The 19,251-nt window shown below is 71.4% G+C and carries 19 protein-coding genes; 13 read left to right on the top strand and 6 right to left on the bottom strand.

The window, feature by feature from the left end; genetic code table 11:
• Nucleotides 1-28 precede the first annotated feature (28 nt).
• The 10 genes from OO67_RS00185 to OO67_RS00140 all read left to right on the top strand — a co-directional run bounded on the left by OO67_RS00185 (nt 29) and on the right by OO67_RS00140 (nt 8,260).
• Complete coding sequence (locus OO67_RS00185; RefSeq protein WP_033296491.1) at nt 29-1,003, top strand: Rossmann-like and DUF2520 domain-containing protein; 975 nt, start codon at nt 29-31, stop codon at nt 1,001-1,003.
• Nucleotides 1,000-2,013, top strand: a complete 1,014-nt coding sequence (gene panC, locus OO67_RS00180; RefSeq protein WP_033296490.1) for a pantoate--beta-alanine ligase — start codon at nt 1,000-1,002, stop codon at nt 2,011-2,013. The genes OO67_RS00185 and panC overlap by 4 nt, the downstream gene beginning before the upstream one ends.
• Nucleotides 2,010-3,785 carry an L-aspartate oxidase gene (locus OO67_RS00175; protein ID WP_033296489.1) on the top strand — a complete coding sequence of 592 codons (1,776 nt, stop codon included), beginning with the start codon at nt 2,010-2,012 and terminating at the stop codon, nt 3,783-3,785. Before panC ends, OO67_RS00175 begins: the two co-directional genes overlap by 4 nt.
• 2 nt (nt 3,786-3,787) lie before the next feature.
• Nucleotides 3,788-4,837, top strand: a complete 1,050-nt coding sequence (gene nadC / locus OO67_RS00170; protein WP_033296488.1) for a carboxylating nicotinate-nucleotide diphosphorylase — start codon at nt 3,788-3,790, stop codon at nt 4,835-4,837.
• A complete protein-coding gene (locus tag OO67_RS00165; protein WP_033296487.1) occupies nt 4,837-5,634 on the top strand; it encodes a type III pantothenate kinase in 798 nt (265 codons plus the stop codon). Before nadC ends, OO67_RS00165 begins: the two co-directional genes overlap by 1 nt.
• A 140-nt stretch (nt 5,635-5,774) precedes the next feature.
• Nucleotides 5,775-6,371 carry a hypothetical protein gene (locus OO67_RS00160; protein WP_033296486.1) on the top strand — a complete coding sequence of 199 codons (597 nt, stop codon included), beginning with the start codon at nt 5,775-5,777 and terminating at the stop codon, nt 6,369-6,371.
• 66 nt (nt 6,372-6,437) lie between these two features.
• Nucleotides 6,438-6,617: a hypothetical protein gene (locus tag OO67_RS00155; RefSeq protein WP_033296485.1), complete on the top strand. Its 180-nt coding sequence runs from the start codon at nt 6,438-6,440 to the stop codon at nt 6,615-6,617.
• A gap of 101 nt (nt 6,618-6,718) precedes the next feature.
• Nucleotides 6,719-7,153 carry a BlaI/MecI/CopY family transcriptional regulator gene (locus OO67_RS00150; protein ID WP_078597510.1) on the top strand — a complete coding sequence of 145 codons (435 nt, stop codon included), beginning with the start codon at nt 6,719-6,721 and terminating at the stop codon, nt 7,151-7,153.
• Between the two features lie 129 nt (nt 7,154-7,282).
• Nucleotides 7,283-7,780, top strand: coding sequence for an amino-acid N-acetyltransferase (locus tag OO67_RS00145; RefSeq protein WP_078597586.1), 498 nt, complete (start codon nt 7,283-7,285; stop codon nt 7,778-7,780).
• A 144-nt stretch (nt 7,781-7,924) separates the two neighbouring features.
• Nucleotides 7,925-8,260 (top strand): histone-like nucleoid-structuring protein Lsr2, encoded by a 336-nt coding sequence (locus OO67_RS00140; RefSeq protein WP_014155533.1) that lies wholly within the window; start codon nt 7,925-7,927, stop codon nt 8,258-8,260.
• Here the strand turns inward: OO67_RS00140 and OO67_RS00135 are convergent.
• Nucleotides 8,239-8,823 (bottom strand): SCO3374 family protein, encoded by a 585-nt coding sequence (locus tag OO67_RS00135; RefSeq protein WP_033296482.1) that lies wholly within the window; start codon nt 8,821-8,823, stop codon nt 8,239-8,241. The genes OO67_RS00140 and OO67_RS00135 overlap by 22 nt on opposite strands.
• A gap of 428 nt (nt 8,824-9,251) precedes the next feature.
• On the opposite strand from OO67_RS00135, the gene OO67_RS00130 reads away from it, so the two are divergent.
• Nucleotides 9,252-11,777 carry an ATP-dependent Clp protease ATP-binding subunit gene (locus tag OO67_RS00130; protein ID WP_033296481.1) on the top strand — a complete coding sequence of 842 codons (2,526 nt, stop codon included), beginning with the start codon at nt 9,252-9,254 and terminating at the stop codon, nt 11,775-11,777.
• 1,014 nt (nt 11,778-12,791) lie between these two features.
• On the top strand, nt 12,792-13,514 hold the full coding sequence (locus OO67_RS00125) for a M23 family metallopeptidase (RefSeq protein ID WP_033296480.1): 723 nt from the start codon (nt 12,792-12,794) through the stop codon (nt 13,512-13,514).
• A 220-nt stretch (nt 13,515-13,734) separates the two neighbouring features.
• Here the strand turns inward: OO67_RS00125 and cseC are convergent, their stop codons facing one another.
• From cseC to OO67_RS00100, 5 genes are all read right to left on the bottom strand, one after another.
• Nucleotides 13,735-15,060, bottom strand: a complete 1,326-nt coding sequence (gene cseC / locus OO67_RS00120; protein ID WP_033296479.1) for a two-component system sensor histidine kinase CseC — start codon at nt 15,058-15,060, stop codon at nt 13,735-13,737.
• Complete coding sequence (cseB, locus tag OO67_RS00115; RefSeq protein ID WP_033296478.1) at nt 15,057-15,767, bottom strand: two-component system response regulator CseB; 711 nt, start codon at nt 15,765-15,767, stop codon at nt 15,057-15,059. Before cseB ends, cseC begins: the two co-directional genes overlap by 4 nt.
• An 11-nt stretch (nt 15,768-15,778) precedes the next feature.
• A complete protein-coding gene (locus tag OO67_RS00110; RefSeq protein ID WP_051709040.1) occupies nt 15,779-16,474 on the bottom strand; it encodes a hypothetical protein in 696 nt (231 codons plus the stop codon).
• Complete coding sequence (locus tag OO67_RS00105) at nt 16,462-17,046, bottom strand: SigE family RNA polymerase sigma factor (protein ID WP_033296477.1); 585 nt, start codon at nt 17,044-17,046, stop codon at nt 16,462-16,464. Before OO67_RS00105 ends, OO67_RS00110 begins: the two co-directional genes overlap by 13 nt.
• Before the next feature lie 183 nt (nt 17,047-17,229).
• Nucleotides 17,230-18,132 (bottom strand): HhH-GPD family protein, encoded by a 903-nt coding sequence (locus tag OO67_RS00100; protein ID WP_033296476.1) that lies wholly within the window; start codon nt 18,130-18,132, stop codon nt 17,230-17,232.
• A gap of 261 nt (nt 18,133-18,393) precedes the next feature.
• On the opposite strand from OO67_RS00100, the gene OO67_RS00095 reads away from it, so the two are divergent.
• Nucleotides 18,394-19,239 carry a hypothetical protein gene (locus tag OO67_RS00095; protein ID WP_208860944.1) on the top strand — a complete coding sequence of 282 codons (846 nt, stop codon included), beginning with the start codon at nt 18,394-18,396 and terminating at the stop codon, nt 19,237-19,239.
• The last annotated feature ends 12 nt before the right edge of the window (nt 19,240-19,251 follow it).

Below are 19,251 nucleotides of genomic sequence, written 5' to 3'. Positions count from 1 at the left end.
GCGGACTGGAACGGAAGGCCATCGCCGCGTGAACGCATCAGTTTCCAAGGAATCCCTCGACGCGAGGGACCGCCCCGCCCGCCTCACCGTCGGCGTCGTCGGCGCGGGAAGGGTCGGACCCGCCCTCGCCGCCTCGCTGCGGCTCGCCGGGCACCGCCCGGTCGCGGTGTCGGGCGTCTCCGACGCATCCGTGCGCCGGGCCGCCGCCCTGCTCCCCGACGTCCCCCTCGTGACCCCCGGCGAGGTCCTCGCACGCGCCGAGCTCGTGCTGCTGACCGTCCCCGACGACGCGCTGCCCGGCCTGGTCGAAGGCCTCGCGGAGACAGGCGCCGTACGGCCGGGCCAACTGCTCGTCCACACCTCCGGGCGGTACGGGACGAGGGTGCTGGACCCCGCGCTGCGGGCCGGCGCCCTCCCGCTCGCCCTGCACCCGGCGATGACCTTCACAGGCAGCTCCGTCGACGTCCAGCGGCTCGAAGGCTGCTCCTTCGGGGTCACCGCCCCCGAGGAGCTCAGGCTCGCCGCCGAGGCGCTCGTCATCGAGATGGGCGGCGAGCCCGAATGGATCGCCGAGGAGTCCCGCCCGCTCTACCACGCGGCGCTCGCCCTCGGAGCGAACCACCTGGTCACCCTCGTCGCGCAGTCCATGGAGCTGCTCCGCAAGGCAGGCGTGGGCGCACCCGACCGGATGCTCGGCCCTCTGCTCGGGGCGGCGCTCGACAACGCCCTGCGCTCCGGCGACGCGGCGCTGACCGGGCCCGTCGCCCGGGGCGACGCGGGGACGGTGTCCGCGCACATCCACGAGCTGCGCGCCCACGCCCCGCAGACGGTGGCCGGATACCTCGCGATGGCGCGCGCCACGGCCGACCGGGCGCTGGACCACGGCCTGCTCAAGCCGGAGCTCGCCGAGGACCTCCTCGGAGTCCTGTCGGACAGCAACGCCGTGAACGGAACGAACGGAACACACGGGCCGGACGAATCCGGGCCGGGGGAGAAGCGATGAACACCGCACCCGCCACCCTGCTGCGCTCCGCCGCGGAGCTGGAGGCCCTCGGCCGGGCCGCCGGAGCGCGCCGCGCCGTCGTGATGACGATGGGCGCGCTCCACGACGGCCACGCCACCCTCGTCCGGGCGGCGCGGTCAGCCGCCGGACCCGACGGCCAGGTCGTGGTCACCGTCTTCGTCAACCCGCTCCAGTTCGGCGAGGCCGCCGACCTCGACCGCTATCCCCGCACCCTTGAGGCCGATCTCGCCGTCGCCTCGGAGGCCGGCGCCGACGCCGTCTTCGCCCCCTCCGTCGACGAGGTCTACCCCGGCGGCGAGCCCCAGGTCAGGATCACCGCGGGGCCCATGGGCGAGCGGCTGGAAGGCGCCTCCCGCCCCGGGCACTTCGACGGCATGCTCACCGTCGTCGCCAAGCTCCTCCACCTCACCCGGCCGGACGCGGCGTTCTTCGGGCAGAAGGACGCCCAGCAGCTGGCGCTGGTCCGCCGTATGGTGCGCGATCTCAACTTCGGCGTCGACATCGTCGCGGTGCCGACCGTCCGTGACCCCGACGGACTCGCACTCTCCAGCCGCAACCGCTTCCTCTCCTCCGAGGAGCGCCGCACCGCGCTCGCCCTCCCCAGGGCACTGTTCGCGGCCCGTGACCGGCTGGTCGCCCAGCAGACGCTGCACGCCCGCGCCCGGGCGCTGCCCGAGCGCGAGGGCAGGGCCGCCGCTCTCACCCGGCTCGGAGAGGCCCGTGCGGCCGCCGACACCCAGGCCGTGGCGCTGGCCCGCCCGACCGTCGCACCCGCCGCGGTGCTGGCCGCCGCACGGGCCGTCCTGGACGAGGCGGCCGAGGAAGAGGTACCCCTCACCCTCGACTACGTGGCGCTCGTGGACCCGGCGGACTTCACCGAGCTTCCCGACGACCGGGTCAGCGGCGAGGCGGTCCTCGCCGTCGCGGCCCGGGTGGGAGCCACCCGCCTGATCGACAACATCCCGCTGACCCTCGGAGCCCTCACGTGACCGGAATACGGCTGACCGCCCCCGCCCCCGGCTGGGCCATCGACGCGGACGTCGTGGTGGTCGGCTCCGGCGTGGCCGGTCTCACCACCGCACTGCGCTGTGCCGCGGCGGGCCTCGCGACCGTGGTCGTCACCAAGGCCCGTCTCGACGACGGCTCCACCCGATGGGCGCAGGGCGGCATCGCCGCCGCACTCGGCGAGGGCGACACCCCCGAGCAGCACCTCGACGACACCCTGGTCGCCGGAGCGGGCCTGTGCGACGAGACGGCGGTGCGCACCCTGGTCACCGAAGGACCTGACGCCGTACGCCGGCTGATCGGCACCGGCGCGCACTTCGACACCACCGACACCGGGGCGATCGCGCTGACCCGTGAGGGCGGCCACCACCGCCGCCGCATCGCGCACGCGGGGGGCGACGCGACGGGCGCCGAGATCTCCCGGGCCCTGGTCGGGGCGGTCCGCTCGGCCGCGCTCCGCACCATCGAGAACGCCCTGGTCCTGGATCTGCTCACGGATGCCGAAGGCCGTACCGAGGGCGTCACCCTGCACGTCATGGGTGAGGGCCAGCACGACGGGGTCGGCGCCGTCCACGCCCCGGCCGTGGTGCTCGCCACCGGGGGCATGGGCCAGGTCTTCTCCGCCACCACCAATCCGCCGGTCTCCACGGGCGACGGGGTGGCCCTCGCGCTGCGGGCGGGCGCCGAGGTCTCCGACCTCGAATTCGTCCAGTTCCACCCGACCGTCCTGTTTCTCGGCGCCGACTCGGAGGGCCAGCAGCCGCTGGTCTCCGAAGCGGTACGCGGCGAGGGCGCCCATCTCGTCGACGCCTCCGGCACCCGCTTCATGCTCGGGCAGCACGAGCTGGCCGAGCTGGCGCCCCGGGACATCGTCGCCAAGGCCATCACCCGCCAGATGCACCTCCAGGGCACCGAGCACATGTACCTCGACGCCCGCCACTTCGGGGCGGCGATGTGGGAGCAGCGCTTCCCGACGATCCTCGCGGCCTGCCGCGCCCACGGCATCGACCCCGTCACGCAGCCGGTTCCGGTGGCTCCCGCGGCGCACTACGCCTCGGGCGGAGTGCGTACGGACCTCCGGGGCCGTACGACGGTGCCCGGTCTGTACGCCTGCGGCGAGGTCGCCTGCACGGGCGTGCACGGCGCCAACCGGCTGGCGTCCAACTCCCTGCTGGAGGGCCTGGTCTTCGCCGAGCGCATCGCGGCGGACATCGTGGCCGGGCCCCGGGCCGATCCCGGGACCGCCTCCGTGCGTCCCCCCGTGGTGAACCCCGCCGGGACGCACACCGTCCCGCTGCTCACCGCGGAGTCCCGGACGGCGATCCAGCGGATCATGACAAGGGGCGCAGGGGTCATCCGCTCCGCCGGCAGCCTCGCCACCGCGGCCGAGGAGCTGGAGGCGCTCCAGCGGGCCGCGGCCGCCGCCGACGAGGACGGTCCCAAGGACGCCGTACCCGGGGTGGAGGCGTGGGAGGCCACGAACCTCCTCCTCGTCTCACGGGTGCTGGTCGCCGCCGCCCGGGAGCGCGAGGAGACCCGCGGCTGCCACTGGCGCGAGGACCGGCCCGACCGCGACGACGCCGCCTGGCGCCGCCACCTCGTCGTCCGCATCGCCCCTGACCGGCAGCCCTTCGTCAGCTCGACGGACAGTGCCGCGTTCCCGCCCGTACGCCCCCGAGACCCTGCGGACCCCACAGACACAGCACTGTCCGCCGGCCTCCGCAACCGCCCCGCCGACGCCCCCGAGGAGCCGTAACCGTGAGCACGCCCGAAGAGAATCCGCGCCCCACACCTGTGGACGTACCGCTGATCCACATCGGCGCACCCGCCGAGTCCGGGGGCGGCTGTGGCGACGGCTGCGGCTGCGGCGACGGCTACGACCCCGACGGTCTGGAGTGCGGTCTCGACCCCGCCCTGGCCCAGCTCCTGGCCGAAGCCGGGCTGGACCCGGTCCAGGTCGAGGACATCGCCCACGTCGCGATCGAGGAGGACCTGGACGGGGGCGAGGACGTCACCACCGTGGCGACCGTCCCGGAGGACTCCGTCGCCACCGGCGACTTCACGGCGCGTGAGGCGGGCGTCGTCGCCGGTCTGCGCGTGGCCGAGGCCGTCCTGTCCATCGTCTGTACCGACGAGTTCGAGGTCGAGCGCCACGTCGAGGACGGCGACCGTGTCACGGCCGGCCAGAAGCTGCTCACGGTCACGACCCGCACCCGTGACCTGCTCACCGGCGAGCGCAGCGCGCTCAACCTGCTCTGCAGGCTCTCCGGGATCGCGACGGCGACCCGCGCCTGGGCCGACGTGCTCGAAGGCACGAAGACAGAGGTCCGCGACACCCGCAAGACCACCCCGGGCCTGCGCGCGCTCGAGAAGTACGCGGTGCGCTGCGGCGGCGGGGTCAACCACCGCATGTCGCTCGTGGACGCCGCGCTGGTCAAGGACAACCACGTGATCGCCGCCGGCGGAGTCGCCGAGGCGTTCCAGCGGGTCCGGAAGGCGTTCCCGGACCTCGCGATCGAGGTCGAGGTGGACACCCTGGAGCAGGTCCGGGAGGTGCTGGACGCCGGTGCGGACCTGATCCTGCTGGACAACTTCACCCCGGCGGGGACCGCCGAGGCGGTCGCCCTCGTCGCGGGCCGGGCGGTGCTGGAGTCCTCGGGCCGGCTCACCCTCGACTCCGCCCGCGCCTACGCCGAGGCCGGCGTCGACTACCTGGCCGTGGGCGCGCTGACGCACTCCTCGCCGATCCTCGACATCGGCCTGGACTTCCGTGACGCCGCAGCACGGACGGACGGGGCCGACGCCTGATGCTGCTCACCATCGACGTCGGCAACTCCCACACCGTCCTCGGTCTGTTCGACGGAGAGGAGATCGTCGAGCACTGGCGGATCTCCACCGACGCCCGCCGCACCGCCGACGAGCTCGCCGTCCTGCTCCAGGGACTGATGGGCATGCACCCGCTGCTCGGTGTCGAACTGGGCGACGGCATCGAGGGCATCGCGATCTGCTCGACCGTCCCCGCCGTCCTGCACGAGCTCCGCGAGGTCACCCGCCGCTACTACGGCGATGTCCCGGCGGTCCTCGTCGAGCCGGGCGTCAAGACCGGCGTACCCGTCCTCACGGACAACCCGAAGGAGGTCGGGGCGGACCGCATCATCAACGCGGTCGCCGCCGTCGAGCTCTACGGAGGCCCGGCCATCGTCGTAGACCTCGGCACGGCCACGACCTTCGACGCGGTCTCGGCCCGCGGGGAGTACACGGGCGGGGTGATCGCGCCGGGCATCGAGATCTCCGTGGAGGCTCTCGGGGTGAAGGGCGCCCAGCTCCGCAAGATCGAGCTGGCACGGCCCCGCAGCGTGATCGGCAAGAACACCGTCGAGGCCATGCAGTCCGGCATCGTGTACGGCTTCGCCGGCCAGATCGACGGAGTGGTCGAGCGCATGAAGAAGGAGCTGGCCGCCGACCCCGACGAGGTCACCGTGATCGCGACCGGCGGCCTTGCTCCGATGGTGTTGGGTGAGTCCTCCGTCATCGACGAGCACGAGCCCTGGCTGACGCTCATCGGACTGCGCCTCGTGTACGAGCGCAACGTCGCCCGTATGTAGGACGCGCCTGCGGCCACCTGCGGGAACGACTCGGCGGCGCGGCGTCGGACGCCGCGCCGCCAAGCGGTTGGTTAAGCGGATTTTGTCCCTTTAGCACGTATTGTCGCGTCATGCCCACGCCCTACGGATCACGCGGCGGCATGGCGTTCAGCGCGGACGAACTGCGGGTACTCCGACGTGCTCTCGCCAACGCCCTCCACCCCACGCCCCTGCCGGAAGAGGATGTCCAGGACTGCCTGCGCCTCGCGGGCGCCGTGGACGAGGCGGTGAGCGAGGGCGGCCGGCTGCGCGCCTTCCTCCTCGCCGACCTCGCCCGCTACCGCGATGCGCTGCCCGGCTCCCTCAACGGCTATCTGGAGCTCCTCCAGGACGCCCTCGCGGCCGGCTACGACCCCCGCCCGGACGACCTCGCGGCGTTGCGCGCCCTGCGCGCGGGGCCGACGGCGGCGGCCCTGCTGGAGCGCTGCCAGGTGCTGGCCGAGCGCTCGGTGCGGGCGCGCCTCGCGGGTCGCGCGGTGTCCGTCACGGCGCCCGCCCCGCGCAGCCGGCTGCTGGCTCTGCCCGGCGGCCTGGCGGCAGCCGAGGAGCCCGAGCGGCCCCGGACCCCGTCCCGTCCCCCTGCGCCGGCCCGCCCGTCGGCCCCGGGGGAGCGGCCGAAGCCCAAGCCGTCCGAGGTCTTCCCGCCGCGCCGCCGGCCGGCGCCGGCTCCTCCCCCGGAGGAGCGAGCCGTGTCCTGATGACGGCGGCGCGCCCGGGGGGTGCCCGGGAGTGGCCGGAATGCCGGGCTCGCTACCCTGGACGGCATGGACTACGTATCCGCGCTCGTTCCCCCCGTGGTGATGGCCGTCTTCTTCGTCGGCCTCGTCGTGACGATCATCAAGAGCCAGGGTGGCCCGAACAAGGCCAAGGAGGACGCCGCCGTGGACGCGGCCCTCGCCCATGCGGAAGCGGCCAAGCAGGCGCCGCGGCCCGAGGGCGTCTGACCCGGACCTCAGCATGAAGGGCGCACGGCTCCCAGGAGCCGTGCGCCCTTTTGCCGTCCCCGAATTATCCCATTCCAGACATCTGGCACTAAGATGGCGCTGTGCCTCGCCAATTGGGAGATCTGGAAGACACCGTGATGACCCGGGTCTGGCAATGGAACCGCCCGGTCACCGTGCGGGAAGTTCTCGAGGACCTTCAACAGGAACGCTCCATCGCGTACACGACCGTCATGACGGTAATGGACAATCTCCATCAGAAGGGCTGGGTGCGCCGGGAAGTCGACGGCCGCGCATATCGATATACGGCGGTCTCCACCCGCGCCGCATACTCTGCCGCACTGATGAACGAGGCCTGGTCGCAGAGCGACAACCCGGCGGCGGCACTGGTCGCCTTCTTCGGCATGATGTCCGCGGAGCAGCGTGAGGCTCTCCGGGATGCCATCCGTGTCGTCGCCCCCACCTTCCCCGAACCGGCCGACAGCCGGCCCGATGGCGGGACCGTAGCCGATGAAGCGCCGCCGGAGAGCGGGCGATAGCGTCGGGGGATGTCCTCAGAGCAGTCGCAAACCGAGCACCGTACCGAGTCGCAAACCGGAGCTCAAAGAGGGCCGGAAACCGGATCTCACACAGATCTTCATACCGGCCAGTCGGTAAATAAACCGGCCATCACCGTCCGCCGTGCGAGGACGAGCGATGTGGCGTCCGTCCGCGGACTCCTGGACGGCTACGTCTCCGAAGGCATCCTGCTCGACAAAGCGACGGTGACGCTTTACGAGGACATCCAGGAGTTCTGGGTCGCCGAACGCGACGAGGACGCCCGCGTCATCGGCTGCGGCGCACTCCACGTGATGTGGGAAGACCTCGCCGAAGTCCGCACTCTCGCCGTCGACCACGGCATCAAGGGAGCCGGAGTCGGGCACCAGGTCCTGGACAAGCTCTTGCAGACCGCGCGCTGGCTCGGTGTCCGCCGGGTTTTCTGCCTCACCTTCGAGGTCGACTTCTTCGCAGCGCACGGCTTCACCGAGATCGGAGAGACGCCGGTCGACGGAGATGTCTACAGCGAGCTGCTGCGTTCCTATGACGAGGGTGTCGCCGAGTTCCTGGGTCTCGAACGAGTGAAGCCGAACACCTTGGGCAACAGCCGGATGCTTCTGCACCTGTGAACGGCGGAAGGTACCGGAACCCTATGTCCGAATCGCGCATGTTTCCCGCGTTCTTGCGCTCCTGAACCTCTCCCAGGGGTTTGTGTTTTCCGGGGAAAAGCGGTTTCCTTTCCGCGTACTGCATTTTCGATGAAAGGAAATCCGGTGGCACAGAAGGTTCAGGTCCTTCTTGTTGATGACCTCGACGGTGGCGAGGCGGACGAGACCGTCACGTTCGCTCTGGATGGCAAGACGTACGAGATCGACCTCACCACGACCAACGCGGACAAGCTCCGTGGTCTTCTTGAGCCGTACACCAAGAGTGGGCGTCGTACCGGTGGCCGCGCCGCTACCGGCCGCGGCAAGGGCCGCGCCGTTTCCGGTGGCAACAAGGACACGGCCGAGATCCGTCGGTGGGCGCGCGAGAACGGCCACAACGTGAATGACCGCGGCCGCGTTCCCGCCGAGATCCGTGAGGCTTACGAGAAGGCCAACGGCTGACCTGTCGGCCGATGGGTCCACAGGTGTGTCCGGGCATGCGCGATTCTGGCCCGGTGGCATTCCGTCGCCGCCGCGTCCACGAGTCGCACGAGATCGGGAGCATCCCCACCGCTGCTCCCGAGGCCGCCGAGGGCCGGGAGCGATGGTTCCGTCTCCTGGCGCGATCCGGGGGGCCGCAGCCAGAACGCGGTCCCCGGCGAGTCTGCCGTCCCGCCCGGCGGCACCGGGGCCGTGATGTGCCCGCCGCTACCGATGGCGGACAGGTCCAGGGTGATCCCGCCCCACTCCAGCCAGTCGAGCAGCCCCGGCAGCTCGTCGGCGCTGCCCGCGGCCACCAGTAGCCGCATGCGCCGCCCTGCCAGCACCACCGGGCCGGTACGCCCGACCCGGCGCAGCGCCGCTTGACCCGCTGCGGCGGGCAGGTCGAGCACGTCGAAGCTCAGCCCCGTCAGCAGCCGCACCGGCGAGGTGCCCGCCGTGGCCCATCCGAGTTCGCGGGCATACCACTGCGCGCAGTCGTCGGACTCCGGCGACGAGCGGGGCGGCGGGACGAGGGAAGGCATGTCCGATGAACCGCCGAACCGGCCCCGGGGTTACGCCCCGTCCATGACCGACTGCTCTGTGTGCCCGGAACGGGGGCGCGCGGTGGCGTCAGCCGGCAGGAAGTTGTTCGCCCGTAGCGGAGGAAACGGGGGTGCGCCGCATGGACTGTCAGTGGGTGCGGGTAAGACATCCCTAGTGGGAAGGGGCGACACGCGGGCAAAAACGTCTCACGTTCGCCATCGGCGTACTGGCGAAAGGGCTATCTGCCTGGCCTGCGGGAACATCGTCTCGCACCATCGGGTTGGAGCAGTTGTCGGCGTTCGGGGCAGGAGGCCACGACGGGTGTCGGCAGTTGAAATGAGCGGTCCCCGCTTGCGGGACTAAGCTGCGGAAGGACAGGGAGGGGACCGACCCCTTACTGCCTGACCGCTCTGAGGAGCGATTAACGATGTTCGAGAGGTTCACCGACCGCGCGCGGCGGGTTGTCGTCCTGGCTCAGGAAGAAGCCCGGATGCTCAACCACAACTACATCGGCACCGAGCACATCCTCCTGGGCCTGATCCACGAGGGTGAGGGTGTCGCCGCTAAGGCCCTGGAGAGCCTCGGGATTTCGCTCGAGGCGGTCCGCCAGCAGGTGGAGGAGATCATCGGCCAGGGCCAGCAGGCCCCGTCCGGGCACATCCCCTTCACTCCCCGGGCCAAGAAGGTCCTGGAGCTGTCGCTCCGTGAGGCCCTTCAGCTCGGCCACAACTACATCGGCACCGAGCACATCCTGCTCGGCCTGATCCGCGAGGGCGAGGGCGTCGCCGCCCAGGTCCTCGTGAAGCTGGGCGCCGACCTGAACCGGGTGCGGCAGCAGGTCATCCAGCTGCTCTCCGGGTACTCGGGAGGCAAGGAGGCGGCCACTGCGGGCGGCCCCGCGGAGGGCACGCCCTCCACTTCCCTGGTGCTCGACCAGTTCGGCCGGAATCTCACCCAGGCCGCTCGTGAATCCAAGCTCGACCCGGTCATCGGGCGCGAGAAGGAGATCGAGCGGGTCATGCAGGTGCTGTCCCGCCGTACCAAGAACAACCCGGTTCTCATCGGCGAGCCCGGCGTCGGCAAGACGGCGGTCGTCGAGGGCCTGGCGCAGGCCATCGTCAAGGGTGAGGTGCCCGAGACCCTCAAGGACAAGCACCTCTACACCCTGGACCTCGGCGCCCTGGTGGCGGGTTCCCGTTACCGAGGTGACTTCGAGGAGCGCCTGAAGAAGGTCCTCAAGGAGATCCGCACCCGCGGCGACATCATCCTGTTCATCGACGAGCTCCACACCCTGGTGGGTGCGGGTGCCGCCGAGGGCGCGATCGACGCGGCGAGCATCCTCAAGCCCATGCTGGCGCGAGGCGAGCTCCAGACCATCGGTGCAACGACGCTCGACGAGTACCGCAAGCACCTGGAGAAGGACGCCGCGCTCGAGCGCCGCTTCCAGCCCATCCAGGTCGCGGAGCCGTCGCTGCCGCACACCATCGAGATCCTCAAGGGTCTGCGCGACCGTTACGAGGCCCACCACCGGGTCTCCATCACGGACGAGGCGCTGGTCCAGGCCGCCACCCTGGCCGACCGCTACATCTCGGACCGCTTCCTGCCGGACAAGGCGATCGACCTGATCGACGAGGCCGGCTCCCGGATGCGCATCCGCCGGATGACCGCGCCGCCGGACCTCCGCGAGTTCGACGAGAAGATCGCGGGCGTCCGCCGCGACAAGGAGTCGGCCATCGACTCCCAGGACTTCGAGAAGGCGGCTTCGCTCCGTGACAAGGAGAAGCAGCTGCTGGCGGCGAAGGCCAAGCGGGAGAAGGAGTGGAAGGCCGGCGACATGGACGTCGTCGCCGAGGTCGACGGTGAGCTCATCGCCGAGGTCCTGGCCACGGCCACCGGCATCCCGGTCTTCAAGCTGACCGAGGAGGAGTCCTCGCGCCTGCTGCGCATGGAGGACGAGCTCCACAAGCGCGTCATCGGCCAGAAGGACGCCATCAAGGCCCTCTCGCAGGCGATCCGCCGTACGCGAGCCGGTCTGAAGGACCCGAAGCGCCCGGGTGGTTCGTTCATCTTCGCCGGCCCGTCCGGTGTGGGTAAGACGGAGCTCTCCAAGACGCTCGCCGAATTCCTCTTCGGCGACGAGGACGCGTTGATCTCCCTCGACATGTCGGAGTTCAGCGAGAAGCACACGGTTTCCCGTCTCTTCGGTTCGCCCCCCGGTTACGTGGGCTACGAAGAGGGCGGCCAGCTCACCGAGAAGGTGCGCCGCAAGCCGTTCTCCGTCGTCCTCTTCGACGAGGTCGAGAAGGCCCACCCCGATATCTTCAATTCACTGCTCCAGATTCTGGAGGACGGTCGCCTGACCGACTCCCAGGGCCGGGTCGTGGACTTCAAGAACACGGTCATCATCATGACGACCAACCTCGGGACCAGGGACATCTCGAAGGGCTTCAACCTGGGCTTCGCGGCCCAGGGCGACGTCAAGACGAACTACGAGCGGATGAAGGTCAAGGTCAACGACGAGCTCAAGCAGCACTTCCGGCCTGAGTTCCTCAACCGTGTCGACGACACGGTGGTCTTCCACCAGCTCACCGAGGAAGACATCATCCAGATCGTCGACCTGATGGTCGACAAGGTGGATGAGCGTCTCAAGGACCGCGACATGGGCATCGAGCTCAGTGCCGAGGCCAAGTCGCTCCTGGCGAAGAAGGGTTACGACCCCGTGATGGGCGCCCGGCCGCTGCGCCGGACGATCCAGCGCGAGATCGAGGACATCCTCTCCGAGAAGATCCTCTTCGGCGAGCTGCGTCCCGGTCACATCGTGGTCGTGGGCACCGAGGGCGAAGGGGACGAGAAGAAGTTCTCGTTCCGCGGCGAGGAGAAGTCGGCTCTGCCGGACGTCCCGCCGATCGAGCAGGCTGCGGGCGGCGGCCCGAACCTGACGAAGGACGTGTAGGGCGCGCGCGTAGCGCCTGAGCGTCGACAAGGGGCTGCCCCGGACCGGTAACGGTCCGGGGCAGCCCCTTTCCCGTCCCCGGGCAGTGGTTCAGGCGGAGCCGGGTGCCCCGCTGGGCACCCGGCTCTCGTCCTTGAGCGGGGAGGGGGAGGGGCCGCGGGGACACGCTGAGGCCTGCGCTCCCGTTCCCGCTCCTGCTCCGGCGGCCTGCAAACGTGCCGACACGGCCGCCCGGCGGTACGGACCTGTGCAGGCGACGCCGGTACGCGGGGCCGGTCGGGCGCCATGGCTTCGGCCTCCGTCCGCGTAGATGAGGGGTGAGGCCGTGGGCGCGCTCCGACGAAGCCCGCGGGCCGGCCCCGGGGCAGGGAGGGTTCGCGGCTGGCGGCGGCCGCGGGCCGGTCCCGTCAAGGGGTTCTCGCGGGGGCCCGGCTGGGATCCACATGGCCGGCAGACGCGGGGTCCCACCACGGAAGCGCCGGCCCGGCGGTGCGGCGGTGTGCCGGCCCGGCGGTGCGGCGGTGCGCAGCCGTGCCCCGGTGGCGTGAGCGGTCGAGCGACGACCGCCGGACACAGCCGCAGCGAGCCCGCCGCGAAGGGGCGCAGCCCCTTGGGGCCGAAGGTCCCGAAACGGACAGGCTTCGGACCCACCGGCGGTGACAAGGCGCACAGGCCCCAAGAGGCCTACTAGGTGCCTTAGGGGAAGTCGCGGTGGTGCGCCGGAGGACCTTGGTCCTGCCCCGGGGAAGACTTCCGGCGTTTGGGGCGGTATGACCGTATTGCTGGCCCATGTCCGGGAAGGGCGCCTTCGGAGCTGGGGTTAAACCCGGTCCGCGAAGAATCTCCGGAAGATCGTCCGCCGCCGTCGGGTCGTCGGCCGTCATGAATTCCCACCCCCTCGACTACGGCTTTTGGTCGTAGATGGGGGGTTTGAGTGTTGCGGGGGGTGCGGGTTACCAAGGTGGAGCAAGCCCGGTCGAGCACTGGGTCCAGTCACCCCGGAGGTTCCCCCGCATGTCGAAGCGCGTTACGTTCCAGCACTCCCGCCGCCCGTCCATGTCCCGCGTCAGTGGCGCCCTCGTGGCCGCCGGCCTGGGTGCGTCGATGGTGTTCGGTGCGGGCGCGGCGTTCGCGTCCGGCACGACGGGCACCGCGGACACCGCGGCCCTCGCCGGCGCGGCCACCGCGGACTCCGTCGCCCAGCAGGCGACCGCCCAGAGCAAGGCCGCCGCGCAGGCGAAGGCCGACAAGGCCGAGAAGGCCGACGCCAAGAAGAAGGCGGCGGCCAAGAAGAAGGCGGCCGCGAAGAAGAAGGCGGCCTCCTGGGAGGCCCCCGTCAACAAGTACGTGCTGAGCGCCAGCTACGGCACCGGCGGCGACCGCTGGGCCAGCAAGCACTCGGGCCAGGACTTCGCGGTGCCGATCGGCACCAAGGTCGAGGCCGCGCACTCCGGCCGGGTCGTCAAGGCCGGTCCGAACGGCGGCGGCGACGGTCCCGCCTACGGCAACGCCATCGTGATCAAGCACGCCGACGGCAAGTACTCGCAGTACGCGCACCTGTCCAAGATCCAGGTGAACGTCGGCGACCGGGTGAAGACGGGCGAGAAGATCGCACTGTCCGGCAACACCGGGAACTCCAGCGGCCCGCACCTCCACTTCGAGATCCGCACCACCCCGAACTACGGCTCGGCGATCAACCCGGTCTCGTTCCTGAAGACCGAGCACGTCCACATCTGACGCGATGCCCGTAGCCGCTGAGCGGCGGGCCCCGGGTCATGGGCCTTGGTCACCCTGTCGACGGCGACCTCGAGAGCAGCCTCGCGCTTCTCCTCGGGGTCGCCTTCGGCGTGTCCGGGGCCCGTCGTTCCGGCGTGCGTCGCCGGCCGCGGTCAGGGAGCCCGCAGACCGTCCGAGTGCTCCTGGCGCCGTACGGGCCCCGAGGTCCACCCCTTTTCCCTCAGTCCGTTCCCGCCTGCCGCAGGACGGGGAAGCTTCCGGTGTTCGTCGGCGCGTGCTCGGGCAGCCACAGCACGGCGACCGCGCCGCCCGTGTCACCGGAACCTCCGGCGGGCCCCGCGTTGCGGAACGTCAGCCTGGCCCCCAGGACCCGCGCCTGTCCGGCGGCGATGGTCAGTCCCAGGCCGTGGCCGCGTCCGGACCTGTCGCTGCTTCCCGTGCGGAACCGGCTCGGACCCTCCCGGAGCAGCGCCTCGGGGAATCCGGGCCCGTGATCGCGGACGCGTACCACCCGGCCCTCGACCGTGACCTCGACCGGGCCGGCGCCGTGTTTGGCGGCGTTCCCCAGCAGATTGCCCAGGATGCGCTCCAGCCGCCGAGGGTCCGTGGACACCCAGGACTCGTGCACCACCCGCACCGTGATCTCCGGATCCAGCAGCCGGACCCGCCGGCCGACGAACTCGCCGAGCGGCAGTTCCTGCAGTTCGGCCCGCTCCGAGGCGCTGTCCAGCCTGGCCACCTCCAGGACGTCCTCGACCAGGGTCCGCATCGCCTGGGCCCGGTCCCGTACGAGCTCGGTGGGGCGTCCCGGGGGCAGCAGCTCGGCCGCGGTGAGCAAGCCCGTCACCGGGGTGCGCAGTTCATGGGCGATGTCGGCGGTGACCCGGCGCTCCGCCTCGATCCGCTCGTTCAGTGCGTCCGTGAGCGCGTCCACGGCCCTGGCCAGCTCGTCGGTCTCGTCGCGTACGACTCCGCCTACGGCCTCCCGCACGCGCACCTCCGTGTTGCCCTGGGCGACCTTGCCGGCCGCTGCCGCCGCCTTGCGCAGCCTCCGGGACAGCTGGCCGCCGATCAGGACGCCGAGGGCGCAGCCGCCGAAGACGACCGATACCGAGCCGATGACCAGTGCCCGGTCGAGGTCGCCCATGATCGTGGCGCTGCGGTCGGCGAAGCGGGTGTGCAGCGACAGGACGTCACCGTTGGCGAGAGGTACGGCCGCCCAGACGTCCGGCACCCCGTCCGCGTACTCGTCGACATGGGTGGCGCGCCGGTTGTCGCGTATCTGACCGCGCAGACTCGCCGGCAGCGACGGGTCGTTGATCTTGGCACCGAATTTCGGCGACGGCTTCTGCCCGGGCGTGGCCTCGTACAGCCGCTGTGCGAAGAGCAGCCGCTCCAGCTGTACCTCGCGCGCGTTCTCCAGCATCGAGACGCGGGCCGCGTTGTGGACGACGAGGCTGAGGGCCAGCGCGATGAGCGCGCCGACGGCCGCGATCGCGATGCTGATCTTCCAGCGGACACCGGTCCGCAGCGCCAGCCGCCTCATGCGCGGAGCTTGTAGCCGAAACCGCGGACCGTCTCGATCCGGTCCTGCCCGATCTTGGTGCGCAGGCGCTGCACATGGACGTCGACGACGCGGGTGTCCCCGCCCCAGCCGTAGTCCCAGACCCGCTCCAGGAGCCTGTCCCGGGAGAGCACCGTGCCGGGCGCCGAGGAGAACTCCAGCAGCAGCCGCATCTCCGTCGGCGTCAGACCCACGTGCGCGCCCCCTCGGCGGACCTCCATGCCCTCGGTGTCGATCTCCACATCACCGAAGACCAGCACCCCGCCCGGCTCGTCCGGCGCCCCACCGGCCCCCGCGGGCGCCCCGCCCGCACCGGCGGCGTGGCCGAAGCGCCGCAGCACGGCGCGGATGCGGGCGACGAGCACCGCCCCGTCGAACGGCTTGGTGACGTAGTCGTCGGCCCCGGCCTCCAGCCCGAGCACCACGTCGATCGCGTCGGCCCGCGCCGAGAGCATGATCACCGGCACGGTCGACTCGTCGCGGATACGGCGGCACAGGCTCACCCCGTCCAGGCCCGGCACCATCACATCCAGCAGCGCGATGTCCGGGCGGTCCGCCCGGAAGGCCTCCAGGCCCAGCAGTCCGTCGGGCACCGCCGTGACCGAGAAGCCGACCCGCTCCAGTGCGAGCTGGGTGGCCTCACGGATGACGTCGTCGTCCTCGACGAAGAGGACATGGGTATCGGCCATGCGAGCGGCTCTCAGTTCTGCGTCGGCGTCTGCGGTGCGGGAAGAGCGCCCTCCCCGCTGCCGACTGCCCGGTTGAATTCGTTGTGCACCCTGTCGGTCTCGGCGAACCGGCCGGAGGTCCAGCGGTAGGTGACGACGTCCTCGCCGGAGGGGTACGCGACGGAGTCCTTCGACCCGTACACCTGTGTGGTCACCACCAGATCGCCCCGGTCGATGGTGCCGTAGACCGCCGGCACCTCGGCGGCGAAGACGTTCCCGTAGGAACCGTCGGTGCCCTGCCGGTAGACGTACGTCCCTACTCCCACCGAGTCGCCGCAGGTCATGACGTTGACCACGACGTCGGCCGCCGGGCCGTCGGTGAGCGTGCCGTACGAGGTGTCGACCGGGTACTCGTCGCCGGTACAGGGCTTCAGGTCGTCCTTGAGCTGCCGGCTCACCTTCGGGTCGGCTTTGACGAGCATCACGGCGTTCACCCTCGGGGAGGGCTTCGCCGTCCCTGTGGGGACCGTGCTCGACGGCGTGGCCCGGGCGACCTGCTGGGTGGCGGCGGGGCCCTCGTCGCGCGTACCCGTGCCTCCGGTGGAACAGCCGACGCAGAGCAGCCCGAAGGCGGCGAGCCCGGCCACCGCCGTGCTCCCCGCCGCCAGGCCGGCCCCGAGTCTCCCGTGGCCGGCCGTCGTCTCCCCTGTGCCCGTCAGGCCGCGCACCGCTCCCGCCCCCGCTCGTCATGACGCCTGTCCCGCTGTGCGGGTATCCGCGCCGGTGCCCCCTCGGCCTCATGGCTCCGGGCCGCACGGTCCTCCAGCTCCTGGCGCAGTCGTGCCAGGGCGCGGTGCAGCGTGCTCTTCACCGTACCGGCGGACATGCCGAGCGCCGCGGCCGTCTCCTCCGTGCTCATCTGCTCCCAGTGTCGCAGCACGACGACGCTGCGCTGCTTGGGAGCCAGTACCCCGAGGACGTCCATGAGCAGGGCGCGGTCGGCACGCTGCTCGGTCCCGTCGTCGACGCTCGCGTCGGGCAGCTGCTCGGTGGGGACCTCGTCGAGCTTGCGGGCGCGCCACCACTCGGTACGCGTGTTGATCATGACGCGGCGCAGGTAGGCGTCGGCGAGCGACTTGTCGGCGATGCCGTCCCAGCGGCCGAAGGTGCGGACCAGAGCGGTCTGCAGCAGGTCCTGCGCGTCCACCGGGTCGGGCACGAGCCGGCGGGCACTGCGCAGCAGCGCGTCCTGCCGGGTCCGTACGTACTCCTCGAAGCCGAGCACCTCGCCCTGCGCCATTACGACCGCCTCCGTCCCCGTGTATCCCCGTGTACCGCCGTCGGCCGGGTGGTCCCGTTGCCGACGTCCGGTGACGTTACGGAGGCGTTGTCACGAGGGTGTGCGGAGCAGCCGTACGCGGACGCACGGCTGTCCATCGGTTGTGTAACAGCCGCTGGACAGCCGTGCCGCCGGGTTGGTGGGTCAGGTCATGGGCAGCCGGTACCGGCCGTTCGCCAAGGGCTCGACCAGGCCGTCGGCGACCAGTCCGTCCAGGGCGCGTGCCCGCTGCACGGGCTCCTCCCACACGGAGTCCAGCGCGGACTGCGGCACCGGTGTCACCGCGTCACGCAGCACCGCGAGCAACCTCCCCCGCACCTGCCGGTCCGTGCCGGCGTAGGTCTGGCCGCGGCGCGGCGGGCCCTGGTGGGCGGGCTTTCCGGCCAGCCGCCAGGCGCACTGTCCGGCGATCGGGCAGCGCGTGCAGTCCTCGTTCTTCGCGGTGCACACGAGTGCACCGAGTTCCATCGTGGCCGCCGCCCAGCGGGCGGCGCGTTCCTCCTCCTCCGGAAGCAGGGCACGGGCGAGCTTGCGCTCGGCCGCGGTGGTCGCGTTCGGCGGGTACTGGATGCCGCCGGCCGCCCGGGCGAACACCCTGCGGACGTTCGTGTCGAGCACGGCGTGGCGCTGCCCGTACGCGAACGAGGCCACGGCCGCGGCCGTGTACTCCCCGATCCCGGGCAGTGCGAGCAACTGGCCGTGTTCACTCGGCACGTCGCCGCCGTGGCGTTCCGTTATCGCCTGCGCGGCCCCGTGCAGCCGCAGCGCGCGTCGCGGGTAGCCGAGCCGGCCCCAGGCGCGGACCGCCTCGCCGGGCGCGTCGGCCGCCAGGTCGGCGGGGCGGGGCCAGCGGGCCATCCACTGTTCGTAGACGGGGAGGACCCGGTTCACCGGGGTCTGCTGCAGCATGAACTCGCTCACCATCACACCCCAGGCACCCGCTTCGGGGCGGCGCCAGGGCAGATCGCGGGCGTGCTGCTCGAACCACCCGATGACGGGGGCATGGAGGGAGGCGGGGGGCGTCTGTGTCGAAGTCGTGGCAGTCATCGCACCTACGATCCTGGCACGGAAGGCGGGCCATCGGGCACGGCTCCGGGGGTGTCGGCCCGGCCGAGGGTCCAGGGGGTGATAACGCCACCCGTTCTGACCCTTTGTACGGGGCGGACGAGGTGCGAGCCGGTGCAAAGTGGATGGAACCACCCAGGAACGTCCGCTCCGTGATGATGATCCGGAAAACTTGTCGATCAGAGCGGCGGTTGGGGGCCGGAGTTGGGCAGGATCTCTCGTACAGTTCGGTCCGTGGGTTCTATGCGCAATCCGGTCGGGCCGCTTCCCTCCAGCATCTACTGGCGTCGGAGAGCAGTAGCGGTGCTGGTGATCGCGCTGCTCGCGGCGCTGGTCGCGTGGGCCGTCACCTCGGGTGGCGGCGGCGGAGGGCAGGACGACGGGAAGCCCGGAGGCTCCGACCCCGCCCCGTCCATCACTCCCGGGCCCACGAGTTCCGGCCCGGTCGTCGGCCAACCCCCCGGCGGACGCGACGAGTCGGAGGAACCGGGGACCGGAACCGCCGCGGGATCCGGGGGAGACGCCGGGGCCACCGGGGCGGGCGGCGCGACAGGACCGGGTACCTCGGGAGCGGGTGGCTCCGGAACGGCGGGGACGAGCGCGGGCACCGGCGGCGGTACGGGCGGAGGCACGGGCGGCGGTACGGGCGGAGGCACGGGCGGCCAGCAGGTGCCGGCCGGCTCACCGCTCCCCAACTGCACGCCCGCCGTGCTGCAGTTGAGCCTGAAGACGGACATCAGCTTCGGACCCGACGACAAGCCGGAGTTCCGGCTGACCGTGAGGAACACCTCCGCTGCCGACTGCAAGGCCGACTTCGGCCCCAAGAGCACGGTGCTCACGATCACCGAAGCGGGTGAGGAGGACGAGAAGGTGTGGTCCTCCAAGGACTGCCCGAAGGCCGGAGCCCTCTTCCTGAGGGTCCCGGCGGGAGCGACGGTCGTCCACACCGTGGAGTGGGACCGCAAGGGGAGCGCACCCCGGTGCGCGACACCGCCCGTCCGCGCCGCGGCCCCGGGGACGTATCTGCTGGAGGCCGAGGTCCCGGGTGAGACCGTCCAGCGCGCCTCGTTCGTCCTGGCCAAGGACTGACGGTCCCGTAGG

It is taken from the genome of Streptomyces atroolivaceus, from assembly GCF_000717025.1.
GTDB lineage: Bacteria > Actinomycetota > Actinomycetes > Streptomycetales > Streptomycetaceae > Streptomyces > Streptomyces atroolivaceus.
The sequence above is the reverse complement of the archived record's forward strand: the minus strand, read 5'-3'. Positions and strand labels throughout refer to the sequence as shown.

Excerpts from the sequence above, each read along its gene's own strand:
- panC (WP_033296490.1), top strand. The coding sequence starts at position 1,000 with ATGAACACCGCACCCGCCACCCTGCTGCGCTCCGCCGCGGAGCTGGAG.
- OO67_RS00165 (WP_033296487.1), top strand. The coding sequence starts at position 4,837 with ATGCTGCTCACCATCGACGTCGGCAACTCCCACACCGTCCTCGGTCTG.
- OO67_RS00160 (WP_033296486.1), top strand. The coding sequence starts at position 5,775 with ATGGCGTTCAGCGCGGACGAACTGCGGGTACTCCGACGTGCTCTCGCC.
- OO67_RS00155 (WP_033296485.1), top strand. The coding sequence starts at position 6,438 with ATGGACTACGTATCCGCGCTCGTTCCCCCCGTGGTGATGGCCGTCTTC.
- OO67_RS00135 (WP_033296482.1), bottom strand. The coding sequence starts at position 8,823 with ATGCCTTCCCTCGTCCCGCCGCCCCGCTCGTCGCCGGAGTCCGACGAC.
- OO67_RS00130 (WP_033296481.1), top strand. The coding sequence starts at position 9,252 with ATGTTCGAGAGGTTCACCGACCGCGCGCGGCGGGTTGTCGTCCTGGCT.
- OO67_RS00125 (WP_033296480.1), top strand. The coding sequence starts at position 12,792 with ATGTCGAAGCGCGTTACGTTCCAGCACTCCCGCCGCCCGTCCATGTCC.
- cseC (WP_033296479.1), bottom strand. The coding sequence starts at position 15,060 with ATGAGGCGGCTGGCGCTGCGGACCGGTGTCCGCTGGAAGATCAGCATC.
- cseB (WP_033296478.1), bottom strand. The coding sequence starts at position 15,767 with ATGGCCGATACCCATGTCCTCTTCGTCGAGGACGACGACGTCATCCGT.
- OO67_RS00105 (WP_033296477.1), bottom strand. The coding sequence starts at position 17,046 with ATGGCGCAGGGCGAGGTGCTCGGCTTCGAGGAGTACGTACGGACCCGG.
- OO67_RS00100 (WP_033296476.1), bottom strand. The coding sequence starts at position 18,132 with ATGACTGCCACGACTTCGACACAGACGCCCCCCGCCTCCCTCCATGCC.
- OO67_RS00095 (WP_208860944.1), top strand. The coding sequence starts at position 18,394 with ATGCGCAATCCGGTCGGGCCGCTTCCCTCCAGCATCTACTGGCGTCGG.